The sequence below is a fragment of the Rhodococcus koreensis genome, from assembly GCF_017068375.1.
Lineage (GTDB): Bacteria > Actinomycetota > Actinomycetes > Mycobacteriales > Mycobacteriaceae > Rhodococcus_F > Rhodococcus_F koreensis.
In genome coordinates, this window is record NZ_CP070609.1 from 4,991,290 (window position 1) to 5,011,349 (window position 20,060).

The following is a 20,060-nucleotide window of genomic DNA, read 5'->3' on the forward strand; positions in this document are numbered from 1 at the left end:
AGAGGAGTCAGACAGTGGGCCAGGTCAGCGCGAGCAGTTCGATCACCGTCGCAGCCACACCGGAGAAGGCGCTCGCGGCTTTGACGGACTACGAGACGGTGCGTCCGCGCATCCTCTCGGAGCAGTACCTGGACTACCGCGTCCTCGAGGGCGGGCAGGGCGACGGCACCGTCGCGCAGTGGACGCTGAAGGCCACCGAGAAGCGGTCCCGCGACATCAAGGCGACGGTCACCGTGGCGGGCAACACGATCACCGAGACGGACGCGAACTCGTCGCTCGTCACCACCTGGGTCGTCGCGCCGAGCGGCAGCGGGTCGACGGTCACCACGACCACCGAGTGGAAGGGTGCGGGCGGCATCGGCGGCTTCTTCGAGAAGACGTTCGCCCCGCTGGGTCTGAAGAAGATCCAGGGGCAGGTGCTGGCGAACCTCGAGCGCGAACTCGGCTGACCCGGTCCCGTTCGCTCCGGCGCCGTCGACGGGATTCGCACGACGGCGTCGGCGCCGGACCGCGCTGACGGTCACGGTCTACGCTGGCAGGGGAAACAGCAGAAAGGACCACGTCAGTGCAACCAGGTGGACAACCCGACATGTCGCAGCTCCTCGCGCAGGCGCAGCAGATGCAGCAGCAGCTGATGGCCGCGCAGCAGGAGATGGCCGAGGCCGAGGTCACCGGGCAGGCCGGTGGCGGACTCGTGACCGCGACGGTCAAGGGGACAGGTGAAGTGGTCGGTCTGAAGATCGATCCGAAGGTCGTCGATCCCGACGACGTGGAGACTCTGCAGGACCTCGTGATCGGTGCGATCGAGGACGCGTCGAGCAAGGCACAGGAGATCGCGGCGCAGAAGCTCGGTCCGCTCGCGGGTGGATTCGGTGGGGGCGGCCTGCCTGGCCTCCCCGGTTTCTAGAGGCGCGGCGTGTACGAAGGTCCGGTTCAGGATCTGATCGACGAGCTGGGCAAGCTGCCCGGCGTCGGGCCGAAGAGCGCGCAGCGCATCGCGTTCCACCTGCTCAGTGTCGAGCCGCCGGAGATCGACCGGCTCAAGAACGCGCTGCAGCGGGTGCGTGACGGCGTCCAGTTCTGCGTGGTGTGCGGCACGGTGTCCGACAAGGAGCACTGCCGCATCTGCGCCGATCCGCGCCGCGACCGCACGGTGATCTGTGTGGTCGAGGAGCCGAAGGACGTCCAGGCCGTGGAGCGCACCCGCGAGTTCAAGGGCCGCTATCACGTTCTGGGCGGCGCGCTGGATCCGCTGTCCGGGGTGGGCCCCGACCAGCTGCGGATCCGGGAGTTGCTCGCGCGCATCGGTAATCAGGAGGACGGCGTCGACGTCTCCGAGGTGATCATCGCGACCGATCCCAACACCGAGGGCGAGGCCACCGCGACGTATCTGGTGCGGATGCTTCGGGACTTCCCCGGTCTCACGGTCAGCCGGCTCGCGTCGGGTCTGCCGATGGGCGGCGACCTCGAGTTCGCCGACGAGCTCACGCTGGGCCGGGCGTTGTCGGGGAGGCGCACGCTGTGACGTCGGATCCGGGCACCGCGGCGCCGGTGAAGCGGACGGCCGAACAGTCGCGGTCGCTGATCGTCGACGCTGCGGGCCGGGCGTTCGCGACGCGTCCGTATCGGGAGATCACGCTCAAGGACATCGCCGAGGACGCGGGGGTCAGCGCACCGCTGATCATCAAGTACTTCGGGTCGAAGGAGCAGCTGTTCGACGCCCTCGTCGACTTCCGTGCCGCCGCGGAGCTGCTGTTCAGCGGTCCGCTGGACGGTCTCGGTGAGCGGATGGTGTCGATGTTCGCGCGGCCGCTCGAGCCGTACAAGCCGTTGTCGTTGAGCATCCTGTTCATGAGCGGGCCGAGCGAGGAGGCCAGCCGGAAGCTGCGGGCCAATTATTCGACGCAGATGATCGACACGCTGGCCGAACGACTGCCCGGGTCGGGTGGCCGGCTGCGCGCGGAACTGGTGATGTCGATGCTGACGGGTCTCGCCGTCATGCGCCGCAAGATGATGCAGGAGCATGCGACGGGCACCCCGGACGAGGTCGTGGCGCAGTACGCCCCGCTGGTGCAGGAGTTGCTCGACGGCTGAGGGCGGATTGTCGGGCTTGCGGGGTAAATGGTTGTTCACCTAATGTGGTGAACAACCATTTACCAGCTGCGCGAGGGGTGACATTTGACGATCTCGTTGCCGCGCCCGCTCTCGGCGCTCGCGGATCACCCGGGCGCGCAACCCGCATCGGCCAACGGATCGCGTTACCTCTTCCCGATTCTCGCGTTCGCGGGCGTGTTCCAGGCCGTCCTGCAGACGGTCATGGTGCCCCTCCTGCCCAGCATGCCGACGTTCACCGGCGCGAGTCAGACGTCGGTGTCCTGGCTGATCACCACCACCCTCCTGGTCGGCGCGGTGGTCACCCCGATCTTCGGCAGGCTCGCCGACATGTTCGGCAAGAAGCGGATGCTTCTCGTCGCATTCGCGTTCATGACGATCGGCGCGTTGATCTGCGCCGTGACGTCCGACATCGCCTTCCTGATCTTCGCGCGGGGACTGCAGGGGGCGGGCGCCGCCGTCATCCCGGTCGGAATCTCGATCCTCCGCGACGAACTGCCGCGTGAGAAGGTCCACGGCGCCATTGCCATGATGAGTTCGACCCTCGGGATCGGCACCGCGCTCGGACTGCCGTTCGCGGCGGCCGTCGCCGAGTACTCCAACTGGCACGTGCTCTTCTGGGTCATCGCGGGAATCGGGCTCGCGGTCACCGTGGCCGCGGTGCTGTTCATCCGCGAGTCCGAGGTGCGGTCGGGCGGGCGGTTCGACGGGGTCGGCGCCGTCGGCCTCACCGCCGCGCTCATCTGCCTGCTCGTCCCGATCACCCAGGGCAGCTCGTGGGGCTGGGGAAGTCCCGCGGTGCTCGGCATGTTCGGGTCCGCGGTGTTCCTGTTCGCGCTGTGGGGATATCAGCAGCTACGCAACCGGAACCCGCTCGTGGACCTGCGGGTGTCGGCGCGACGGTCGGTGCTGCTGCCCCACGTCACGGCGCTGCTCGTCGGCTTCGCGTTCTATGGAAACGCCCTCATCACCACGCAGCTGCTTCAGGCGCCCCGTGGCGACGCCGGCTACGGCCTGACCATCCTCCAGGCCGCGGTGTGCCAGCTCCCGACGAGCCTGTCGATGATCGTGTTCGCGCAGGTCGGCGCCCGGGTGTCCGAGCGCTACGGGTCCAAGGTGACGATCCTGTCGGGCGCGATCTGCCTGGTCCTCGGCTACGCACTGCACACCGTGCCGCACAAGGAGCTGTGGCTGGTGATCGCGGCTCTCGGGGTCGCGGCCACCGGCACGGCGCTGGTGTACAGCACGCTGCCGATGCTGATCGTCCGTGCCGTGCCGTCCACGCAGATGGCCGCGGCCAACGGCGTCAACGTGTTGCTGCGGACGATGGGCACGACCATGTGCAGTGCGGTCGTCGCGACGGTCCTGGCGGCGAGCATGGTGGGCGGGGTCGCCTCCGCCGCCGGATTCTCGATCGCCTACGGGGTGTGCGCCGTGCTCGCGGTCCTGGTGTTCGCGGTATCCCTGACCCTGCCCGGGCACGATCGGACGAAGAAAAGTCCGGTGGAACCCCTTGTGACGTAGATCACTCGCGTGTATCGTCAGTGATGCGGATCGAGGAAATGTACCTGTGAGCAGAGAAAACTCGAGAAGCAGAGATCCGGCCGAGAATGCAGAAGCATTCCCGGCCGAACCCCTGTCTGGGGTCTTTACTCCTCCATCGATTCCGCGATCTCCTTGATGGCGGCCAAACGACGGTCCCACTCGGCCCCGATCCGCTCCAGCGTCCGCGCCGTCTTGTTCAGTTCGGCGCCCAGCGCGCGGTAGCGGATCTCGCGGCCCACCTTCACCGACTCGACCAGCCCGCACGCCTGTAGCGCGGTCAGGTGCTTCGCGATGGCCTGCCGCGACACCGGAAGTCGCGTGGCCAGCGACGACGCCGACTGGTCTGATCGCCCCAGTTCGGTCAGGATCTCCCAGCGGGTCTCGTCGGACAGCGCCGCGAACACCGAGGCCAGTTCGGCATACGTGCCCACCGTCATGCCTTCACGCCGTGCAGGTACGCGACCAGTTCGTCGAGTTCGGCGTGCCAGCCCTGGACGTTGGCCTCGCGGGCCCGCTTCTGGTCGGCAACGTCGCGGTCGAGGTCGTCGAATCCAGTTTCGACGACGGTCAGTTCGGTGCCGGCGGCGTGCTCGGACAGCGTGAACCGCACCAGAGTCGAGTTGCCGATCACCGGGTCGGCGTCGATGTCGGCGGCCCAGCGGAAGCCGAACGCGTTCGGTTCGTCGACCTCCGTGACGACGGCGCGGGCGGTGCCGTGCTCGTCCCACGTGAAGGCGGCCTCGCCGCCGACGCTGAGATCGAGCGATGTGCGCTGCCCGAACCACTGACTGATCTTGTCGGGATCCGTGATTGCCGCCCACACCGCCGATCTCGGGGCGTTCACGACAACGGTCCGGGTGATGCTGCTCGATGCGTCCATGACGGCCACCTTCCTCGCGGTTATTCTGCAACTCCATGGTTGCACATGTCGCCCGCTTTGTGCAACTGCCAGGTTGCACTGATACGTGAGTGGCAAAGCGTGCCCCAGGACGCTTTGCCACTCACCTGGTTTATGCACAGCCTGTGGATAACTGGGTCTGCGGGACCGATCCGTGTCGGAGCGGGCCGACACCGTTTCCGGCATGGAACACGACTCTTGGCAAGCACTTCTCGACGCCCAGGACGGCGTCGTCACCACGGCACAGCTACGGGCGCACGGCGTCAGTGCCACCGCGCTCCGGCACCGGGTGGTCACCGGGCAATGGTTGAGGGTGTTTCCCCGGGTAATCGCGGTGACCAACGGCCCGCTCACGCGCCCGATGGCCCTCTCCGCCGCGCTTCTCTACGGTGGCGGGCGCGCGATCCTCAGTCACCGGACCGCGGCCGAGGAGTGGGGGATGCTCCGCATCGACGACCCTTTCGCTCCCGTCCACATCACCGTGCCCTACAAGTGCTCGGCGGTGAACCAGGGGCCGACGGTACGTGCACCGGGCGGTCCACGCCCGACCTCCGCCGGCAACGCCGTCGTGCACGGTGGCGTCGTGGTCCATCGGTCCCGGGCGTTCGGGCACATCGCCGTCCCGTTCCGCCAACCCCGAACATCGAGGGCCGACACGGTGTTCGACCTCGCTGTGTCCGAGGCAACCCCGAAGGAAGCGGCAGCGCGATTGATCGAAGCGGCCACGAACGGCAAGGTCCACGTCGACGCCCTCCGTCGGAAACTCGAGCTGCGGCGCCCGTACCGGCACGCGACGGACATCGCCGACGCCGTGACGCTGCTCGGCGACGGCGTCCAATCCGTCCTCGAACACCGATATGCGCTCGACGTCGAGAGGTCGCACGGACTGCCGACGGGGAAACGCCAGATGCCGCACGTCGTGGACGGCCGGATTCTGTACGAGGACGTCGACTACAGCCCGACGGGAGTCCCGCTGATCGTCCGGCTCGACGGGCAGCAGTACCACAGCGGCCGGCAGTCCCGCTTCCGTGACCGTCGACGTGACAATGCCGCGGAACTCGCCGATCGTCCGCGGTTGGTCTACGGGTGGGACGAGACCACCCGCGACCCATGCGGGGTGTTCGAGGAGGTGCGCCGGGTGCTGGTCCGTGAGGGCTGGGCCGACACGACGCACCGCTGTCCCGCCTGCCCACGTGAGTGAAAAAGAGTGTCCGGGGACGCTTTCCCACTCACCTGCGCAGGTGAGTGGAAAAGCGTGCGGGACCACGCTTTGGCGCTCACCTAGACGCGCAGGCGCTCCCGGCGCAGCTGCTCGACCTCGGGCAGGTCGAGGGGCGCGAGTTCGTCGACGCCCAGTGCCCGCTTCAGTAGCAGGTCGGCGAGTTCGGGGTTGCGGGCGAGCGCGGGTCCGTGCATGTACGTGCCGATCACGGAACCCTGGACGACGCCCTCGAGCCCGTCCCCGACGCCGTTGCCGACGCCGTGCGTGACCCGGGCGAGACCGCGGGCTCCGGCGCCGAGTGTGGTTCCGCCGCGGTGGTTTTCGAACCCCGTCAGCGGCTGCGTCAACCCGTCCATCTGCGGGGTCGTGATCACTTCACCGATGGACCGCGTCGCCTGCGGGGAGGTGGTGACGTCGAGCATCGACACACCGTCGACGCGTTCGCCGCTCGACGTCTCGTACCAGTTGCCGAGCACCTGGATGGCGGCACAGATCGCCAGGACGGGGGCGCCGCGTTCGGCGGCCTTCTGCAGTCCGGGGTACTTGGCGAGGTGCCGGGTGGCGAGGCGCTGCGCCGAGTCCTCGGCGCCGCCGAGCGTGTACACGTCGAGGGACTCCGGGACCGGGTCGTTCAGCGTGATCTCGACGATCTCCGCGTCGTAGCCGCGCATCCGCAGTCGCTGCCGGAGGATCAGGGCGTTGCCGCCGTCGCCGTAGGTGCCCATCACATCGGGCAGCACCAGGCCGATGCGTACGGTCGAGTCAGGCATTGCGAGCCTCCTTCGCGATGGCGGTGTTCAGGTCGCGGAAGGCGGTGTAGTTGGCGAGCACCTCGACGCGTCCGGGTGGGCAGGACGCGATGGCCCGCAACGGGTTCGGGTCAAGGGTGTGCTCGACTCCGGCGTACGTGAGGCGGACGGCCAGGTCGGTGCCGCGTTCGCCGGCCGCCACCACCTTGACGCCCTCGAAGTGCTCGAACCGCACGTCCCACAGCCAGGACAGGTCCTCGCCGTCGGGGACCTGCCCGTTGACGGCGATCACGAGGCCGTCGACGGTGGGGTCGATCATCGACAGCGCTTCCTGCCAGCCGGCGGGGTTCTTGGCGAGCAGCATGTGCACGGAGTGCGAACCGACCTCGACGGTGCTGTAGCGGCCCGCGACCTCCTGCACGGTGGCCGCGGCGGCGACCGCGTCCTCCGCCTTGGCGCCCATCGCGACGGCCGCCGCGACGGCCTGCGCGGCGTTGCCGCGGTTGGCGCGCCCGGGTAGGGCGAGCGTCATCGGGATCTTCAGACCGTCGGGCCCGTACAGGTTTTCGTCGTCCAGCCACCAGTCGGGGGTGGGGCGCGCGAAGTCGGAGCCGGTGCTTCGCCAGTGGGAGCCCTCCCAGACGATGGGTTCGCCGGTGCGCGGACAGCTGGCGGCGTCGCTGGCCCAGCCGCCGCCCGCGGCGACCCAGACGACGTTCTTCGCGTCGTAGGCGACCGAGGTGACGAGGACGTCGTCGCAATTGGCGATCACGACGGACTCCGGGTGCGCGGCGACGCAGGCGCGGAGTTTGCGTTCGATCATGTTGATCTCGCCGACGCGGTCGAGCTGATCGCGGCTGAGATTGAGCAGAACGAGGGCTTCGGGGTTGACGGCGTCGCTGACGTGCGGGACGTGCAGTTCGTCGACCTCGAGGGCGGCGAGGGGCGCGTGGACGCGGGTGCTGAGCGCGGCGACGATGCCGGCGTCCATGTTGGCGCCGTCCGCCTGCGTCGCGACCTCACCGAGCGTGGAGAGCGCCGCCGCTGTCATCCGGGTGGTGGTGGACTTGCCGTTGGTGCCGGTGATCACCGCGGTGCGCCGGTGGGCGCCGAGCTGTTCCATCAGGGTCGGGTCGATCTTGAGGGCGATCAGTCCGCCGATCATCGAGCCCTTGCCGCGCCCGGCCTTCTGCGACGCCCACGAGGCCGCGGCCGCTGCGCGCAGGGCGACCTTGCCGCGCGTCGTGATCCCAGTTCCAGTACTCACTCCGCGAGTTTTGCACAGGGTCCGGTCAGACGCCGACTCGCGCGGGGGCACGTGAGTGCGAAAGTGTGCTCGGACGCACTTTGCCACTCACCTGGGTGGCGGTGGCACCGGCGATGACGACGGCCCCGCCGATCAGCGACAGGACGCTCGGCTCCTCGTGCAGCACCAGCCAGGACGCCCCGATCCCGACGATCGGGACCAGCAGGGAGAACGGCGCGACCGTCCCCGCGGGGTAGCGGCTGAGCAGCGCCGTCCACAGACCCGAGCCCGCGACCGTGCCGAGGATCACGATGTAGGCGAGGCCCGCGAGCGCCAGCGGGCCGGTGCCGTGCAGCGAGGACGTCAGGGAGTCCCAGCCGGCCGACGGGCCCTCCACACCGAGCGACAGCGCCAGCATCGGCAGCGGTGGGATGACGCACATCCACAGCATCAGACGCATCGGCTGATCCGACGCGGCCTTGCGATTGCCGATGTTGCCCAGCGCCCACGACAGTCCCGCGAACAGGGTCAGGGCCATCGGCAGCAGCGCGGCGTGCTGGGCGCGGTCCCAGCCGATGAGGGTCATCCCGGCGATCGCCACGAGCAGCCCGCCCACCTGCGTCGGCCGCAGCCGCTCCCGCAGCGCGGCAGCGCCGAGGACCACCGTGAACGGCGCCGAGGACTGCAGCACCAGCGACGCCAGCCCGGTCGGCATCCCGACGTGCATGGCCCAGAACAGGAAGGCGAACTGGCCGACACCGAATCCGAGGCCGTACACGAGCAGCCATTTCAGTGGGACCTGCGGACGGGGAACGAACAGGATCACCGGGATCGCGATGACGAAGAATCGCAGGGCCGCGAAGAAGAACGGCGGGAAGTGGTCGAGGCCTGCGCGGATGGCGAGGAAGTTGAGCCCCCCACAGGACGACGACGGTGAGTCCGAGCAGCCGGTCGCGGGAGGTCATGCATTCCATCGTGAGGGCCGGAAACAATCAGGACAAGCGCATAAATGTGCACCATCGATGTAGTTTTGCTACATGGATGCGACCCGTTTGCGCGTGCTCCGCGAGTTAGCGGACCGCGGGACGGTGGCGGCGACCGCACAGGCGTTGTCGATGACGCCGTCGGCGGTGTCCCAGCAGCTCAAGATCCTCTCGCGGGAGGCCGGGGTGACGCTGCTCGAACCGGCAGGCCGCCGGCTGCGGCTCACCGATGCCGGTCAGGCCCTCGTCGTCCGCGCCGACGACGTCGTGGCCGCCCTGGACCGCGCGGCGGCGGAGATGAGCGCCTACCGCGGTTCGCCGCGCGGCCGGGTGCGGGTGGCGCTGTTCCCGTCCGGGGCCGCGCTGCTGCTGCCCGGACTACTGGACGCGCTCGCGGGAAGCGGGGTGGATGTGCAGGCGCGGGACGAGGACCTGCCCGCGGCCGCGGTGCCCGCACTGCTCGCCGATTACGACGTGGTGCTGACCCACCGCGACGAGCGGGCCCCGGACACGTCGTCGCCGCGGGTGACGGCCGAGCCGCTGATGCGCGAGCCCATCGACCTGATCCTGCCGCCCGGCCATCCGCTCGCCGGACAGGACGCGGTCCGGCCGGACCAGCTGGCCGACGAGCGGTGGATCAGTGTGCGCGGCGGATTTCCCGTCGACGACGTGCTGATGTCGGTGGCCGCCGCGACCGGTGTGCAGCCGCACGTGGCGATGCGCATCAACGACTTCCGGGTCATCGAGGAACTCGTCGCCGGCGGTCACGGCGTGGCCCTGCTGGCCCGGCACGCGGTGACCAGCCGCGCGGTGATTCAGCTTCCCCTGGCCGGGGTGCGCGCCGCCCGCATCTACGAACTGGCGCGCAGACCCGCAGCCGACGACGTTCCCGCCGTCGCCACCGTGCTGCAGGCGTTCCGGGACGTCGCGGCCCGGATCGCGGAGTGAAGGGACCGGAAACGGAAGAAGGCCCGCCGGGCAGGCGGGCCTTCGTCGGGGCGGGCGCTCAGCTGCTCAGCGCCTTCGCCTTCAGCGTGTCGTATTCCGCCTGCGTGATGGTGCCCGCGTCGAGGAGGGCCTTCGCGTCAGCGATCTGCTCGGCCGAGGACTTGCCCGCGACGGAACGGATGTAGCTGTCCTGCGCCTGCTTCGCCTCCTGCGCGGCCGCCATCGACCGCTCGGCCATGCTCTTGCTCCGGGTGATGAGGTACACGAGCGCGGTCAGCAGCGGGACGAAGAACAGGAAGACGATCCAGATCGCCTTCACCCAGCCCGACGTCTTATGGTCGCGGAACAGGTCGGTGATGATGGAGAACAACAGGATCAGGTAGGCCACGAAGCCGAAGGTGACGATGATCACCCAGAGAAAGTCCCAGAAAGAGTCCATAGCAGCGCTCCATTCACAGTCGAATTCACTCTGCGCTGACTATCGCACCGGGTCGGGGCGCCCGCGTCATCCGAAACAGGTGAAATGCGGGCCGACCTGACGCCACGCCCGCGAACGCCGAACGGCCGCGACACCGGTAGGTGCCGCGGCCGTTCGGGTGGGGACTACTTGCCGGCTTCGACCGCCCGGCGCATGCCGCGCTCGACCGCACCGATGATGTACGGACGCAGCTCCACGGCGGGGATGACGGCGTCGACGGAGCCGACCCGCTGTGCCCGCTGGATGTTGTGCACGGCCTCGAACTCGGCCGCGACCTCACCGAGCTTCTCGTTCCGCACCGCAGCCTGCTGGGCCGCCAGCTCCACCCGCAGGTGAGCCTGCTGGGCGTCGTTCTGGGCGCCCGCCAGGTTGGCCTCGAGCTCCCGGATCGACGGGTCCGCCGCCACCCGCGAGTTGACCTCACGGGTGAAGACGACGGCCGCGGCGGGGGCGCCACCGAGGACCGAGGCGAACGAGCCCTCGACCGCCAGCACCTCCATGTTGTCGTTCAGTGCTCCGGAGAACACCACGAACGCGCCACCGTGGTAGCGGGAGACGACGCAGAACACGATCGGGCCGTCGAAATTGACGATGGCGCGGCCGATCTCGGCGCCGTACTCGAGCTGGATGTGCCGCAGCGAGTCCGGGGAACCGTCGAATCCGGACAGGTTGGCCAGCACCACGAGCGGCCGGCTGCCGCTGGCGGCGTTGATCGCGCGGGCCGTCTTCTTCGACGACTGCGGGAACAGCGTGCCCGCGGTCCACTGGTCGGGACCGTTGGCCGGCGACCATCCCTTACGGGCGATGGCCCGCGACTCGATGCCGATGACGCTCACCGGGTATCCGCCGAGGTGTGCGTCGAACACGACGGACGTGTCGGCGTCCGCCATGTCGGCCCACCGCTCCAGCACCGTGTGGTCCTGGTCGACGAGTGAACGCATCACCGTGCGAATGTCGAACGGCTTCTTGCGTTCCGGGTTCGTCTCCGCGGAGAAGATGTCGCCGACCGTGGTGAAGTCGCTGGACGGGTGGATGTGCGGGAAGGACCGCACGTCGCGCCCGATCGGGTCGCTGGTCTGCGCCCGACGCGGGAAGCGTTCTCCGGCAACGACGTACGCGTGGTCGTAGTGCGCGAACAGGATCTCGCACGCGGCGGGCAGGTTCGGCGCCCAGTACTGCGCCTCACCGTTGGGGCCCATCACGCGGTCGTAACCACCGATGCCGAAGTTGTCCTCGGCCGAGACGCCACCCGAGTAGTCGAGCGAGTTCTTGCCGGTGAGCACCATGGCGCTGTCGGGCGTCATGACGAGGATGCCCTTGGTGTGCATCAGCATCGTGGCTTCGGCGTTCCAGTACGGCTGCGCACCGACGTTGATGCCGGCCACGATCACGTTGACCTCGCCACCGTCCTGCGTGAACGTGATGAGGCGACGCAGACCGCGGGACACCCAGTCCATGTTCTCGGTGCCGCTGTCCATGGAGATCGTCGCGCCGGACGACAGCGCGAACCACTCGACGGGAACACCCAGCTTCTCGGCCAGGTCGACACCGGCGACGAGGCGGGCGCACTCGGCCTCCGCGACGGTGCCCAGTGCCTTCGTCGGGTCACCGAACAGCGCGACGCGGGTCATGCCCTCGGGGTGCCGGTCGGTGCGGGCCGTGACCAGACCGACGACGAGGCCGGCCTTGTTCTGGCCGTACGGACGCTCCACGGGCACCAACTGGCCCGACTCGTCCAGGTCGTGCTCGACGAAGCTGCCGTCGCGACCGGTGAGCAGCGGGATCAGCTCGTACGGGTAGACGGTGCCGCGGGCACGGGAGCTGCGGACCTTCTGCGTGTACGCGTCGAGCGGCTGCAGCGGCTCGGTCGGCGGTTCGGTGACCTTGACGACCACACCGGCGCCGGTGCGGTAGGAGAAGCGCAGAGCCTTCTCCCGCGACTCCGTGCCGGGCTCGCCCTGGAGGCGGGCGATCACGGTGATCTCCTCGAGGCCGGCACCCGCGGTGAGCGGTGCCGCGACCCGGGCGAACGCCTCGAGATCCTCGACGGGAACGTCGATCTTCGGCCACACGTACAGCACGACGCGGTTGGCGTCGAGCTTGCGCTTGCTGCCGCGCGTGGCCTGCGCCCGGCGGATGCCGTCGAGGCACGACTGCAGCACGCGTTCCGCGGCGGGAACACCGACGACCTGGCCGTCCTCGTTGCGGACCGGCGTGATGTCGCGGACCTCGGCGAGCGCGATGAGGCGTTCGTCGGTGGGGTTGTCGCGCGAGACCAGGTTGAACAGGAACGTCTCGGCGGCCGCGGGGAGGCGGGTGCCGTCGAAGTTCTTCAGACGCCACAGGTCGAGTCGCTGGCCGGTGAGCGGGTGCATGTCCCGGATCAGCTTCTCCTCCGCGAGGACACCAGCGTCCGGGCGGTAGGTGAACTTGCGGACGTCGACGTCGGTTCCGCCGAAGACGGACACCGTGACGCGGCGGCAGGTCGCGGCCAGCGGCAGCGCCGTCAGTGCCTTCCGCAGGTCCTCGGACATGGTGTCCGGGTCGGCGGGCGGCGCGGTCCACGACAGGTAGAGGTCGAGGACGAGGTTCTCGGGGTTCTCCGAGGCGACGGCACCGATCTCGTCGAGCGCGCCGGGCAGTTCGGCGTACTCGCCGACGGCGGAGACCAGGTTCAGGCGCTCGCCGAGCAGGTCGAAGTTGCCGGTGACGAAACGGCGTCCGTTGCGTTCGAAGGCGGTGACGTCCTCGAGCGTGCGGATGTCGTAGTAGCGCCGGGTGACGACCTCGAGCAGCGGGCCGACGGTCGTGCTCTTGCGTGCGATCCGCTGTCCGAGGAGTTCGGTCAGCGACTGCGGGGTGGCGACCAGGGCCTCGAGGCGTTCCTGGTAGTCGCCGGCGCCGGGGTTCTCGGCGAGGTACTCGAGGCTGCCGCGGACACCGTCGTACACCTGCTCGCGGGCCTTGCGGATCTGCGGCTCGTCGAAGAACCGGAACCGCACGTTGCGGGCGACGTTGCCGATCACCGGGTAACGGACCTGGGTGGCGGTGATGAGCCGGTCCAGGACCTCGCCGAGTCCGCTGGGTGCGCGGCCGGGAGCGTTGCCCTCGTTCAGCCACCGGTCGAGCAGGGCGGCGATGACGGGAACCTGGTTGTCCATGCGCTGCTGCGCGAGGAACAGGCGGTAGACCGCCTCCTCCAGCTCGCCGTTGCGCTCGAGGTCGGTGACGTCGTAGTGACGCAGCGCCCGCGACAGCCGGGTCGTGAACGACTCCGGCAGGCCTTCGAGTTCGACGTCGAGGGTGTGCAGGTAGGTGTGGAAGTGCTCGCGCGGGCTGTGGACGCGCTCGTCAGCGTCCTCCTCGGCTGCGGTGGGACGGTTACGTCCGATCTCGCAGATGTCCGCGAACGTGTTCAGCAGGGCGAGTTCCGCCTGCACCAGATCCGCGTCGCCCGCGATGTCGGCGCGAAGCTTCTCGTAGTCGGCGAGGAGCACGCCTGCCCGCTTCGCGCTGACGTCGTATCCGGTGAGCAGCGCGGCGAGCGCGTCGATCTGCTCGAGGGCGTCGGTGCGGACGTCGCCCTTCGAGGCGGGGACGGCGACCACGAATTCGACGCGCGGCGACTTCGGAGCGGTGGACTCCTCCGCGGTCTCCTCGACGCGCAGCAGTGCGGTGCCGGCGTCGACCTGGGAGTTGACCATCGCGAGAACTTCGCGGACCCGGCCTGCGACGGGCGCACGGACGGCGGTCTCCATCTTCATGCTCTCGAGGACGACCAGCGTGTCGCCTACCTCGACCTCGTCGCCGACGGACACGGGCACCGCGACCACGACTGCGGGAGCGGGTGCGCGGACGACACCGGCCTCGTCCTGGCTGATCTGGTGGCTGATGCCGTCGACCTCGACGAGGTACTGGGCGCGGCCGGCGACCGACACCACGTGGTGGCGGCGGGTGCCGACGACGAGGCGGCTCTCGAATTCGCTGAGCCGATCGACCTCGACCTCGACGTCGGGGCTGTCGCCGTCGACACGGTAGGTGTGGGCGCCGACCTGCGTGACGGTGAGGCCGTAGGCCTGGCCCTGGTAGCTGAGCTCGACCTTGCGGCCGATGGCGTGACCGGCGCGGGGGCGGCCACCGCGAGCGGACGACAGGAACGCCTCCCGCTCGAGCTTCTCCTCGGCGTCGTAGACGTCGATGGCGGCGGCGATCAGTGCGACATCGGCCACCTTGGTGGGCGTCGTGACGCTACCGACGCCGGTGCGGTCGAGCCAGCCGGTGTCCGCGGACGCGGAGATGACCTCGTCGCGGTCGAGCAGTTCGAGGAGGAACGACTTCGTGGTGGTGCCGCCCTGCAGGACGACGGTGGTCTCGCGCAGTGCGGTGCGCAGACGCGCGAGGGCCTCGGAGCGGTCGCGACCCCAGGCGATGACCTTGGCGACCATCGAGTCGTAGTCGGGCGGGATGACGTCGCCCTGGGCGATGCCGGTGTCGACGCGGAGACCGCTGCCGAGCGGGAACTTGAGCAGCTGCACGGCGCCGGGTGCGGGAGCGAAGCCGTTGGCGGCGTCCTCCGCGTTGAGGCGGGCCTCGACGGCGTGACCGAACTCGGGCGGGCAGTCGCCGACGAGCGGCTCACCGCTGGCGACGAGGATCTGCAGCTTCACCAGGTCGATGCCCGTGGTGGCCTCGGTGATGGGGTGCTCCACCTGCAGGCGGGTGTTGACCTCGAGGAACGTGAACGTCTTCTGCTCGGGCTGGTACAGGTACTCGACCGTGCCGGCGCCGCGGTAGCCGGCGGCGCGCACGAGCTCGGCGGAGACGGTGCGCAAGTGGTTCGACTGCTCGGTGGTGAGGAGCGGGGAGCTGGACTCCTCGATGACCTTCTGGTTCTTGCGCTGGATGGAGCAGTCGCGCACACCGGGAGCCCAGACGTTGCCGAAGTTGTCGGCAATGACCTGTACCTCGACGTGGCGTGCGTCGGTGACCAGCCGCTCGATGAACACGACGGGGTCGCCGAAGGACCGCTGGGCCTCACCCTGGGTGCGTTCGAGCGCGAGTTCGAGTTCGTCTTCCGACCACACCTTGCGGATACCGCGGCCACCGCCGCCGGAGCGGGCCTTGATGATGAGCGGGTAGCCGATGGCCTGGGCGTGACGGCGGGCGTCGGCGCGGGTGGCGACGGGGCCACCGCTCCACGGTGCGACCGGGACCTCCACCTTCTCGGCGAGGAGCTTGGCCTCGACCTTGTCGCCCAGCAGGCGCATCGATTCGGCGGGCGGGCCGATGAACGTGATGCCGAGCTGCTCGCAGACCTCGACGAACGCGGGATCCTCGGCGACGAAGCCCCAGCCGACCCACACGGCGTCGGCCTTGCTCTCGCGCAGCGCGCGGGCCAGCTCGGCGTGGTCGAGGTAGGCGGTGCCGGTCTTGACTGTGCGCAAGCACACACCTTCGTCGGCCTGCCGGACGAACATCGCGCGACGTTCCGCCTCGGTGTGCAGGGCGATCGTGCGGATGCCGTAGTTGTGCTCGGCGTTCAGTTCGCGCACCGCGCGAATCAGGCGGACGGCCGCCTCGCCGCGGTTCACTATCGCTATTCGCTTGAACATCTGTTATCGCTCCGTTTCCGTAAAACTCATTGATCCGCAGAGTGTTTCGATGGCCAAGGCCATGTCCGCCGAGGACTGGGTGCCGCCTTCGCGGACACGTGCACCCCTGCACAACCCGCTTGACTACCTCCAGGGGCGCCCCGAACGCGATCGTCGGACCTGCGTCGTTGCAGGGCCGATGCTCGGGGAATGCGAGCATAACGTCGAAAATATGTACCCGCGCGTAACTTCTGCGGGGCCCCGATCGGCTTGTCAAGTCTTCAAGGAATTGCGTGTCGACCCTACGAGAGAGTAAGAAGGCCGGATTTCCGTCGAACTGGGCGTCCTTCGGCGAGTTGTCTGCAACCCGTTGTCACGGAGTCGGTTTCGTCCGGTTTTTCGAGATGTTCTCGCAGACGGGAACTTTCACACGGAAGTTACTGAGGGTTCACCTTCGGTTCGGCGGCGGCGGGTTCGGTCGCGTGCGCCACCGCGCCCCGCAGGCCCACGTGCGCCTCGCGGTGCATCCGGTCGACCATGTGCGGATAGTGCAGTTCGAACGCCGGCCGCTCGGAGCGGATGCGCGGCAACTCCGTGAAGTTGTGCCGCGGCGGCGGGCAGCTGGTCGCCCACTCGAGGGAGTTGCCGAAACCCCACGGGTCGTCCACCGTCACCACCTCGCCGTACCGGTAGCTCTTGAAGACGTTCCAGACGAACGGCACCGTCGATGCCCCGAGGACGAACGCGAACACCGTCGACACCGAGTTGAGGACGGTGAAGCCGTCCGAGGGCAGGTAGTCGGCGTAGCGGCGCGGCATCCCCTCCGCACCGAGCCAGTGCTGGACGAGGAACGTGCCGTGGAACCCCGTGAACGTCGTCCAGAAGTGCCACTTGCCGAGGCGTTCGTCGAGCATGCGTCCGGTCATCTTCGGGAACCAGAAGTAGATGCCGGCGTAGGTGGCGAAGACGATCGTCCCGAACAGCACGTAGTGGAAGTGGGCGATGACGAAGTAGCTGTCCGTGACGTGGAAGTCCAGCGGCGGGCTCGCGAGGATGACGCCGGTGAGGCCGCCGAAGATGAACGTGATGAGGAAGCCGAGCGAGAACAGCATGGGGGTCTCGAACGTCAGCTGACCCTTCCACATGGTGCCGACCCAGTTGAAGATCTTCACCCCGGTGGGCACCGCGATCAGGAACGTCATGAACGAGAAGAACGGCAGCAGCACCGCGCCGGTCGCGTACATGTGGTGCGCCCACACGGCGATCGACAGGGCCGCGATGGCGATCGTCGCGTAGACGAGCCCGTTGTACCCGAACACCGGCTTGCGGCTGAACACCGGGAAGACCTCCGTGACGATGCCGAAGAACGGCAGCGCCACGATGTACACCTCCGGGTGGCCGAAGAACCAGAACAGGTGCTGCCACAACAGCACGCCGCCGGTCGCCGGGTCGTACAGGTTCCCGCCCAGGTGCCGGTCGACGAACAGACCCATCAGCGCGGCCGTGAGGATCGGGAACGCGACCAGGATCAGGATGCTGGTGACGAAGATGTTCCACGTGAAGATCGGCATCCGGAACATCGTCATGCCCGGCGCCCGCAGGCAGATGACGGTGGTGATCATGTTGACCCCGCCGAGGATGGTGCCGAGGCCGGACAGCGCCAGCCCCATGATCCACAGGTCGGCGCCGACGCCTGGCGAGTGCAGCGCGCTCGTCAGCGGCGAGTACGCCGTCCAGCCGAAGTCCGCGGCACCGCCCGGGGTGACGAAGCCCGCGATCGCGATGGTCCCGCCGAACAGGAACGCCCAGTAACTGAACGCGTTGAGGCGGGGAAACGCGACGTCGGGAGCACCGATCTGCAGCGGCAGGATGTAGTTGGCGAACCCGAACACGATCGGCGTCGCATACAGCAGCAGCATGATCGTGCCGTGCATCGTGAACAGCTGGTTGTACTGCTCGTTCGACAGGAACTGCAGACCCGGGACGGCCAGTTCGCCGCGGATCAGCAGCGCCATCAGACCGCCGGCCATGAAGAAGGCGAACGACGTGATCAGGTACAGAATCCCCAGGTCCTTGGGATCCGTCGTCGTGATCATCTTGTAGAAGAAGCTGCCCTTGGCGCGGCGCCGGGCCGGATACGGACGGACCGGACGATGCTGTTGAAATGCCAGATTCACGACGCCCCCCGAGGGGTCCGAGGCGGTTCGGGTCCGGTGTGGACTCCGTTACCAGGGTAGTCACCCGGTGCCCGGAGAGCGCCATTTTCCGAGGGCCTGAAAATGAGCGGCCCCGGAAACGACGCTGCCGCAGGTGCACGTGATGCGCGCCTGCGGCAGCGGTGGTGCGGCAGCGGTCAGTGCGCCCGGTTGACCGCCGAGACGACGGCGCGCAGCGACGCGGTGGTGATCGATGTCGCGATGCCGACACCCCAGACCACGGTGTTCCGCCCGTCGGGAGCGGTCACCGCGCACTCGACGTACGCGGCCGCCTGGGCGTCGTCGCCCGCCGACATGGCGTGCTCCGAGTAGTCGAGGACCCGCACGTCGAAGTCGATCGTGGCGAGCGCGTCGACGAACGCGGCGAGCGGGCCGTTGCCCGAACCCGAGATCTCGTGCTCCTTGCCGTCGACCTTCACCGTCGCGGTGATGGAGTCGGTGCCGCCGTCCTCCTCGGCCGCGGTGACCTTCTGCTTCATCCGCTCGAGCGGCGTGATCGGAGCCAGGTACTCCTCGTGGAAGACGTCCCACATCTCCTTGGGCGACACCTCGCCGCCCTCGCCGTCGGTGATCCGCTGGACGGCCTGCGAGAACTCGATCTGCAGGCGACGCGGCAGCACCAGCCCGTGATCGGCCTTCATGATGTACGCGACGCCGCCCTTGCCGGACTGCGAGTTCACGCGGATCACAGCCTCGTACGTGCGGCCCACGTCCTTCGGGTCGATCGGCAGGTAGGGGACCGCCCACAGGATGTCGTCGACGTCCGCGTCCTGCGAGTCGGCGTCGAACTTCATCGCGTCGAGACCCTTGTTGATCGCGTCCTGGTGGCTGCCGGAGAACGCCGTATACACGAGGTCGCCGCCGTACGGGTGGCGCTCGTGGACGGGCAGCTGGTTGCAGTACTCGACGGTGCGGCGGATCTCGTCGATGTTCGAGAAGTCGATCTGCGGGTCGACGCCCCGGGTGAACATGTTGAGTCCGAGCGTGACCAGGCAGACGTTGCCGGTGCGCTCGCCGTTACCGAACAGGCAGCCCTCGATGCGGTCGGCCCCGGCCTGGTAACCCAGTTCGGCGGCGGCCACGCCGGTGCCGCGGTCGTTGTGCGGGTGCAGCGACAGGATGACCGAGTCGCGGCGGGCCAGGTTGCGGTGCATCCACTCGATGGAGTCGGCGTACACGTTCGGCGTCGCCATCTCGACGGTGGCGGGCAGGTTCAGGATCACCGGGTTCTGCGGCGTCGGCTGCAGCACCTCGGTGACGGCGTCGCACACCTCCTTGGCGTACTCGAGTTCCGTGCCGGTGTATGACTCGGGGGAGTACTCCCAGCGCCACTGCGTGTCCGGGTAGTTCTTCGCCTCTTCGAGGGCCAGGGTCGCCGCGTCCGTCGCGATCTTCTTGATCACCTCGCGGTCGGCCTTGAACACCACCCGGCGCTGCAGGACGGACGTCGAGTTGTAGAAGTGGACGATCACCTTGTTCGCGCCCTCACAGGCCTCGAACGTGCGCTTGATCAGCTCCGGCCGGGACTGCGTGAGCACCTGAATGGTGACGTCGTCCGGAATCGCGCCGTCTTCGATGATCTCGCGGACGAAGTCGAAATCCGTCTGGCTCGCGGACGGGAAGCCGACCTCGATCTCCTTGTACCCCATCCGCACCAGCAGTTCGAACATGCGGCGCTTGCGGGCGGGGCTCATCGGGTCGATCAGTGCCTGGTTGCCGTCACGGAGATCGACGGCGCACCACTGCGGGGCGCGGTCGATGATCTTGTCGGGCCACGTGCGATCCGGCAGCGACACCGGCTCCACTTCCTCGGAGAAGGAGCGGTAGCGGAACGTCGGCATCGACGAATTCTTCTGCGTGTTCCATTCCGGCTGATCGGAGGGAGCAGGCTTGGACGGCGGCGTGATGGTGCGCGATCCGGAGGTAAAGGCGTCAGCGGGGGACATGGGATTGATCTCCAGGTTCGATGTGGACTTTCTGAGTCCAACGGCTGTGTCGACCGGCGCACGCGAAACCCCGCGACGGGAAGCCAGTCTGGATCAGACCCCGTCGCGGCAACCAAGGAGGAGTGC

At 68.4% G+C, this 20,060-nt stretch carries 15 protein-coding genes and 1 pseudogene; 7 read left to right on the plus strand and 9 right to left on the minus strand.

Annotated features, from left to right (window positions below):
• Positions 1-14: 14 nt before the first annotated feature.
• From JWS14_RS22930 to JWS14_RS22950, 5 genes are all read left to right on the plus strand, one after another.
• On the plus strand, positions 15-449 hold the full coding sequence (locus JWS14_RS22930; protein WP_072938224.1) for an SRPBCC family protein: 435 nt from the start codon (positions 15-17) through the stop codon (positions 447-449).
• Between the two features lie 116 nt (positions 450-565).
• Positions 566-907: a YbaB/EbfC family nucleoid-associated protein gene (locus tag JWS14_RS22935; RefSeq protein ID WP_012691319.1), complete on the plus strand. Its 342-nt coding sequence runs from the start codon at positions 566-568 to the stop codon at positions 905-907.
• Between the two features lie 9 nt (positions 908-916).
• Positions 917-1,525, plus strand: a complete 609-nt coding sequence (gene recR, locus JWS14_RS22940; protein WP_005248644.1) for a recombination mediator RecR — start codon at positions 917-919, stop codon at positions 1,523-1,525.
• The gene (locus tag JWS14_RS22945) at positions 1,522-2,094 is read left to right on the plus strand and encodes a TetR/AcrR family transcriptional regulator (protein WP_072938221.1); all 573 of its coding nucleotides are present in this window, start codon (positions 1,522-1,524) and stop codon (positions 2,092-2,094) included. Before recR ends, JWS14_RS22945 begins: the two co-directional genes overlap by 4 nt.
• Positions 2,095-2,178: 84 nt before the next feature.
• The gene (locus tag JWS14_RS22950) at positions 2,179-3,636 is read left to right on the plus strand and encodes an MFS transporter (RefSeq protein ID WP_206014443.1); all 1,458 of its coding nucleotides are present in this window, start codon (positions 2,179-2,181) and stop codon (positions 3,634-3,636) included.
• Between the two features lie 125 nt (positions 3,637-3,761).
• Here JWS14_RS22950 and JWS14_RS22955 read toward each other — a convergent pair whose 3' ends face one another.
• Both JWS14_RS22955 and JWS14_RS22960 read right to left on the minus strand, forming a co-directional pair.
• On the minus strand, positions 3,762-4,094 hold the full coding sequence (locus JWS14_RS22955; RefSeq protein WP_072938215.1) for an ArsR/SmtB family transcription factor: 333 nt from the start codon (positions 4,092-4,094) through the stop codon (positions 3,762-3,764).
• Entirely contained in the window at positions 4,091-4,537 is a 447-nt protein-coding gene (locus tag JWS14_RS22960) for an SRPBCC family protein (protein WP_072938213.1), read from the minus strand. Before JWS14_RS22960 ends, JWS14_RS22955 begins: the two co-directional genes overlap by 4 nt.
• A 202-nt stretch (positions 4,538-4,739) precedes the next feature.
• On the opposite strand from JWS14_RS22960, the gene JWS14_RS22965 reads away from it, so the two are divergent.
• Positions 4,740-5,756, plus strand: a complete 1,017-nt coding sequence (locus JWS14_RS22965) for a type IV toxin-antitoxin system AbiEi family antitoxin domain-containing protein (protein ID WP_206014444.1) — start codon at positions 4,740-4,742, stop codon at positions 5,754-5,756.
• Between the two features lie 80 nt (positions 5,757-5,836).
• Here the strand turns inward: JWS14_RS22965 and JWS14_RS22970 are convergent, their stop codons facing one another.
• The 3 genes and pseudogenes from JWS14_RS22970 to JWS14_RS22980 all read right to left on the minus strand — a co-directional run bounded on the left by JWS14_RS22970 (position 5,837) and on the right by JWS14_RS22980 (position 8,737).
• On the minus strand, positions 5,837-6,547 hold the full coding sequence (locus JWS14_RS22970) for a type 1 glutamine amidotransferase (protein WP_206014445.1): 711 nt from the start codon (positions 6,545-6,547) through the stop codon (positions 5,837-5,839).
• Positions 6,540-7,793 carry a Mur ligase family protein gene (locus tag JWS14_RS22975; RefSeq protein WP_072938465.1) on the minus strand — a complete coding sequence of 418 codons (1,254 nt, stop codon included), beginning with the start codon at positions 7,791-7,793 and terminating at the stop codon, positions 6,540-6,542. The genes JWS14_RS22970 and JWS14_RS22975 overlap by 8 nt, the downstream gene beginning before the upstream one ends.
• Positions 7,794-7,818: 25 nt before the next feature.
• Positions 7,819-8,737, minus strand: a pseudogene (locus tag JWS14_RS22980) (EamA family transporter).
• 72 nt (positions 8,738-8,809) lie between these two features.
• Between JWS14_RS22980 and JWS14_RS22985 the strand changes: the two are divergent.
• Positions 8,810-9,703 (plus strand): LysR family transcriptional regulator, encoded by an 894-nt coding sequence (locus JWS14_RS22985; RefSeq protein WP_206014446.1) that lies wholly within the window; start codon positions 8,810-8,812, stop codon positions 9,701-9,703.
• Between the two features lie 58 nt (positions 9,704-9,761).
• Here JWS14_RS22985 and JWS14_RS22990 read toward each other — a convergent pair whose 3' ends face one another.
• The 4 genes from JWS14_RS22990 to leuA form a co-directional block, all read right to left on the minus strand.
• The gene (locus JWS14_RS22990) at positions 9,762-10,142 is read right to left on the minus strand and encodes an SHOCT domain-containing protein (protein WP_072938202.1); all 381 of its coding nucleotides are present in this window, start codon (positions 10,140-10,142) and stop codon (positions 9,762-9,764) included.
• Positions 10,143-10,306: 164 nt separating this feature from the next.
• Positions 10,307-15,793 (minus strand): ATP-binding protein, encoded by a 5,487-nt coding sequence (locus tag JWS14_RS22995; RefSeq protein ID WP_206014447.1) that lies wholly within the window; start codon positions 15,791-15,793, stop codon positions 10,307-10,309.
• Between the two features lie 416 nt (positions 15,794-16,209).
• Positions 16,210-17,949 (minus strand): aa3-type cytochrome oxidase subunit I, encoded by a 1,740-nt coding sequence (ctaD, locus tag JWS14_RS23000; protein WP_072938193.1) that lies wholly within the window; start codon positions 17,947-17,949, stop codon positions 16,210-16,212.
• 176 nt (positions 17,950-18,125) lie between these two features.
• The gene (gene leuA, locus JWS14_RS23005; RefSeq protein WP_095862918.1) at positions 18,126-19,934 is read right to left on the minus strand and encodes a 2-isopropylmalate synthase; all 1,809 of its coding nucleotides are present in this window, start codon (positions 19,932-19,934) and stop codon (positions 18,126-18,128) included.
• Positions 19,935-20,060: the final 126 nt, after the last annotated feature.

What these genes read in the sequence shown, in the direction of transcription:
- leuA (WP_095862918.1), bottom strand. Translation starts at nt 19,934, where the DNA reads ATGTCCCCCGCTGACGCCTTTACCTCCGGATCGCGCACCATCACGCCG.
- JWS14_RS22990 (WP_072938202.1), bottom strand. Translation starts at nt 10,142, where the DNA reads ATGGACTCTTTCTGGGACTTTCTCTGGGTGATCATCGTCACCTTCGGC.
- JWS14_RS22995 (WP_206014447.1), bottom strand. Translation starts at nt 15,793, where the DNA reads ATGTTCAAGCGAATAGCGATAGTGAACCGCGGCGAGGCGGCCGTCCGC.
- JWS14_RS22960 (WP_072938213.1), bottom strand. Translation starts at nt 4,537, where the DNA reads ATGGACGCATCGAGCAGCATCACCCGGACCGTTGTCGTGAACGCCCCG.
- JWS14_RS22965 (WP_206014444.1), top strand. Translation starts at nt 4,740, where the DNA reads ATGGAACACGACTCTTGGCAAGCACTTCTCGACGCCCAGGACGGCGTC.
- JWS14_RS22955 (WP_072938215.1), bottom strand. Translation starts at nt 4,094, where the DNA reads ATGACGGTGGGCACGTATGCCGAACTGGCCTCGGTGTTCGCGGCGCTG.
- JWS14_RS22970 (WP_206014445.1), bottom strand. Translation starts at nt 6,547, where the DNA reads ATGCCTGACTCGACCGTACGCATCGGCCTGGTGCTGCCCGATGTGATG.
- JWS14_RS22985 (WP_206014446.1), top strand. Translation starts at nt 8,810, where the DNA reads ATGGATGCGACCCGTTTGCGCGTGCTCCGCGAGTTAGCGGACCGCGGG.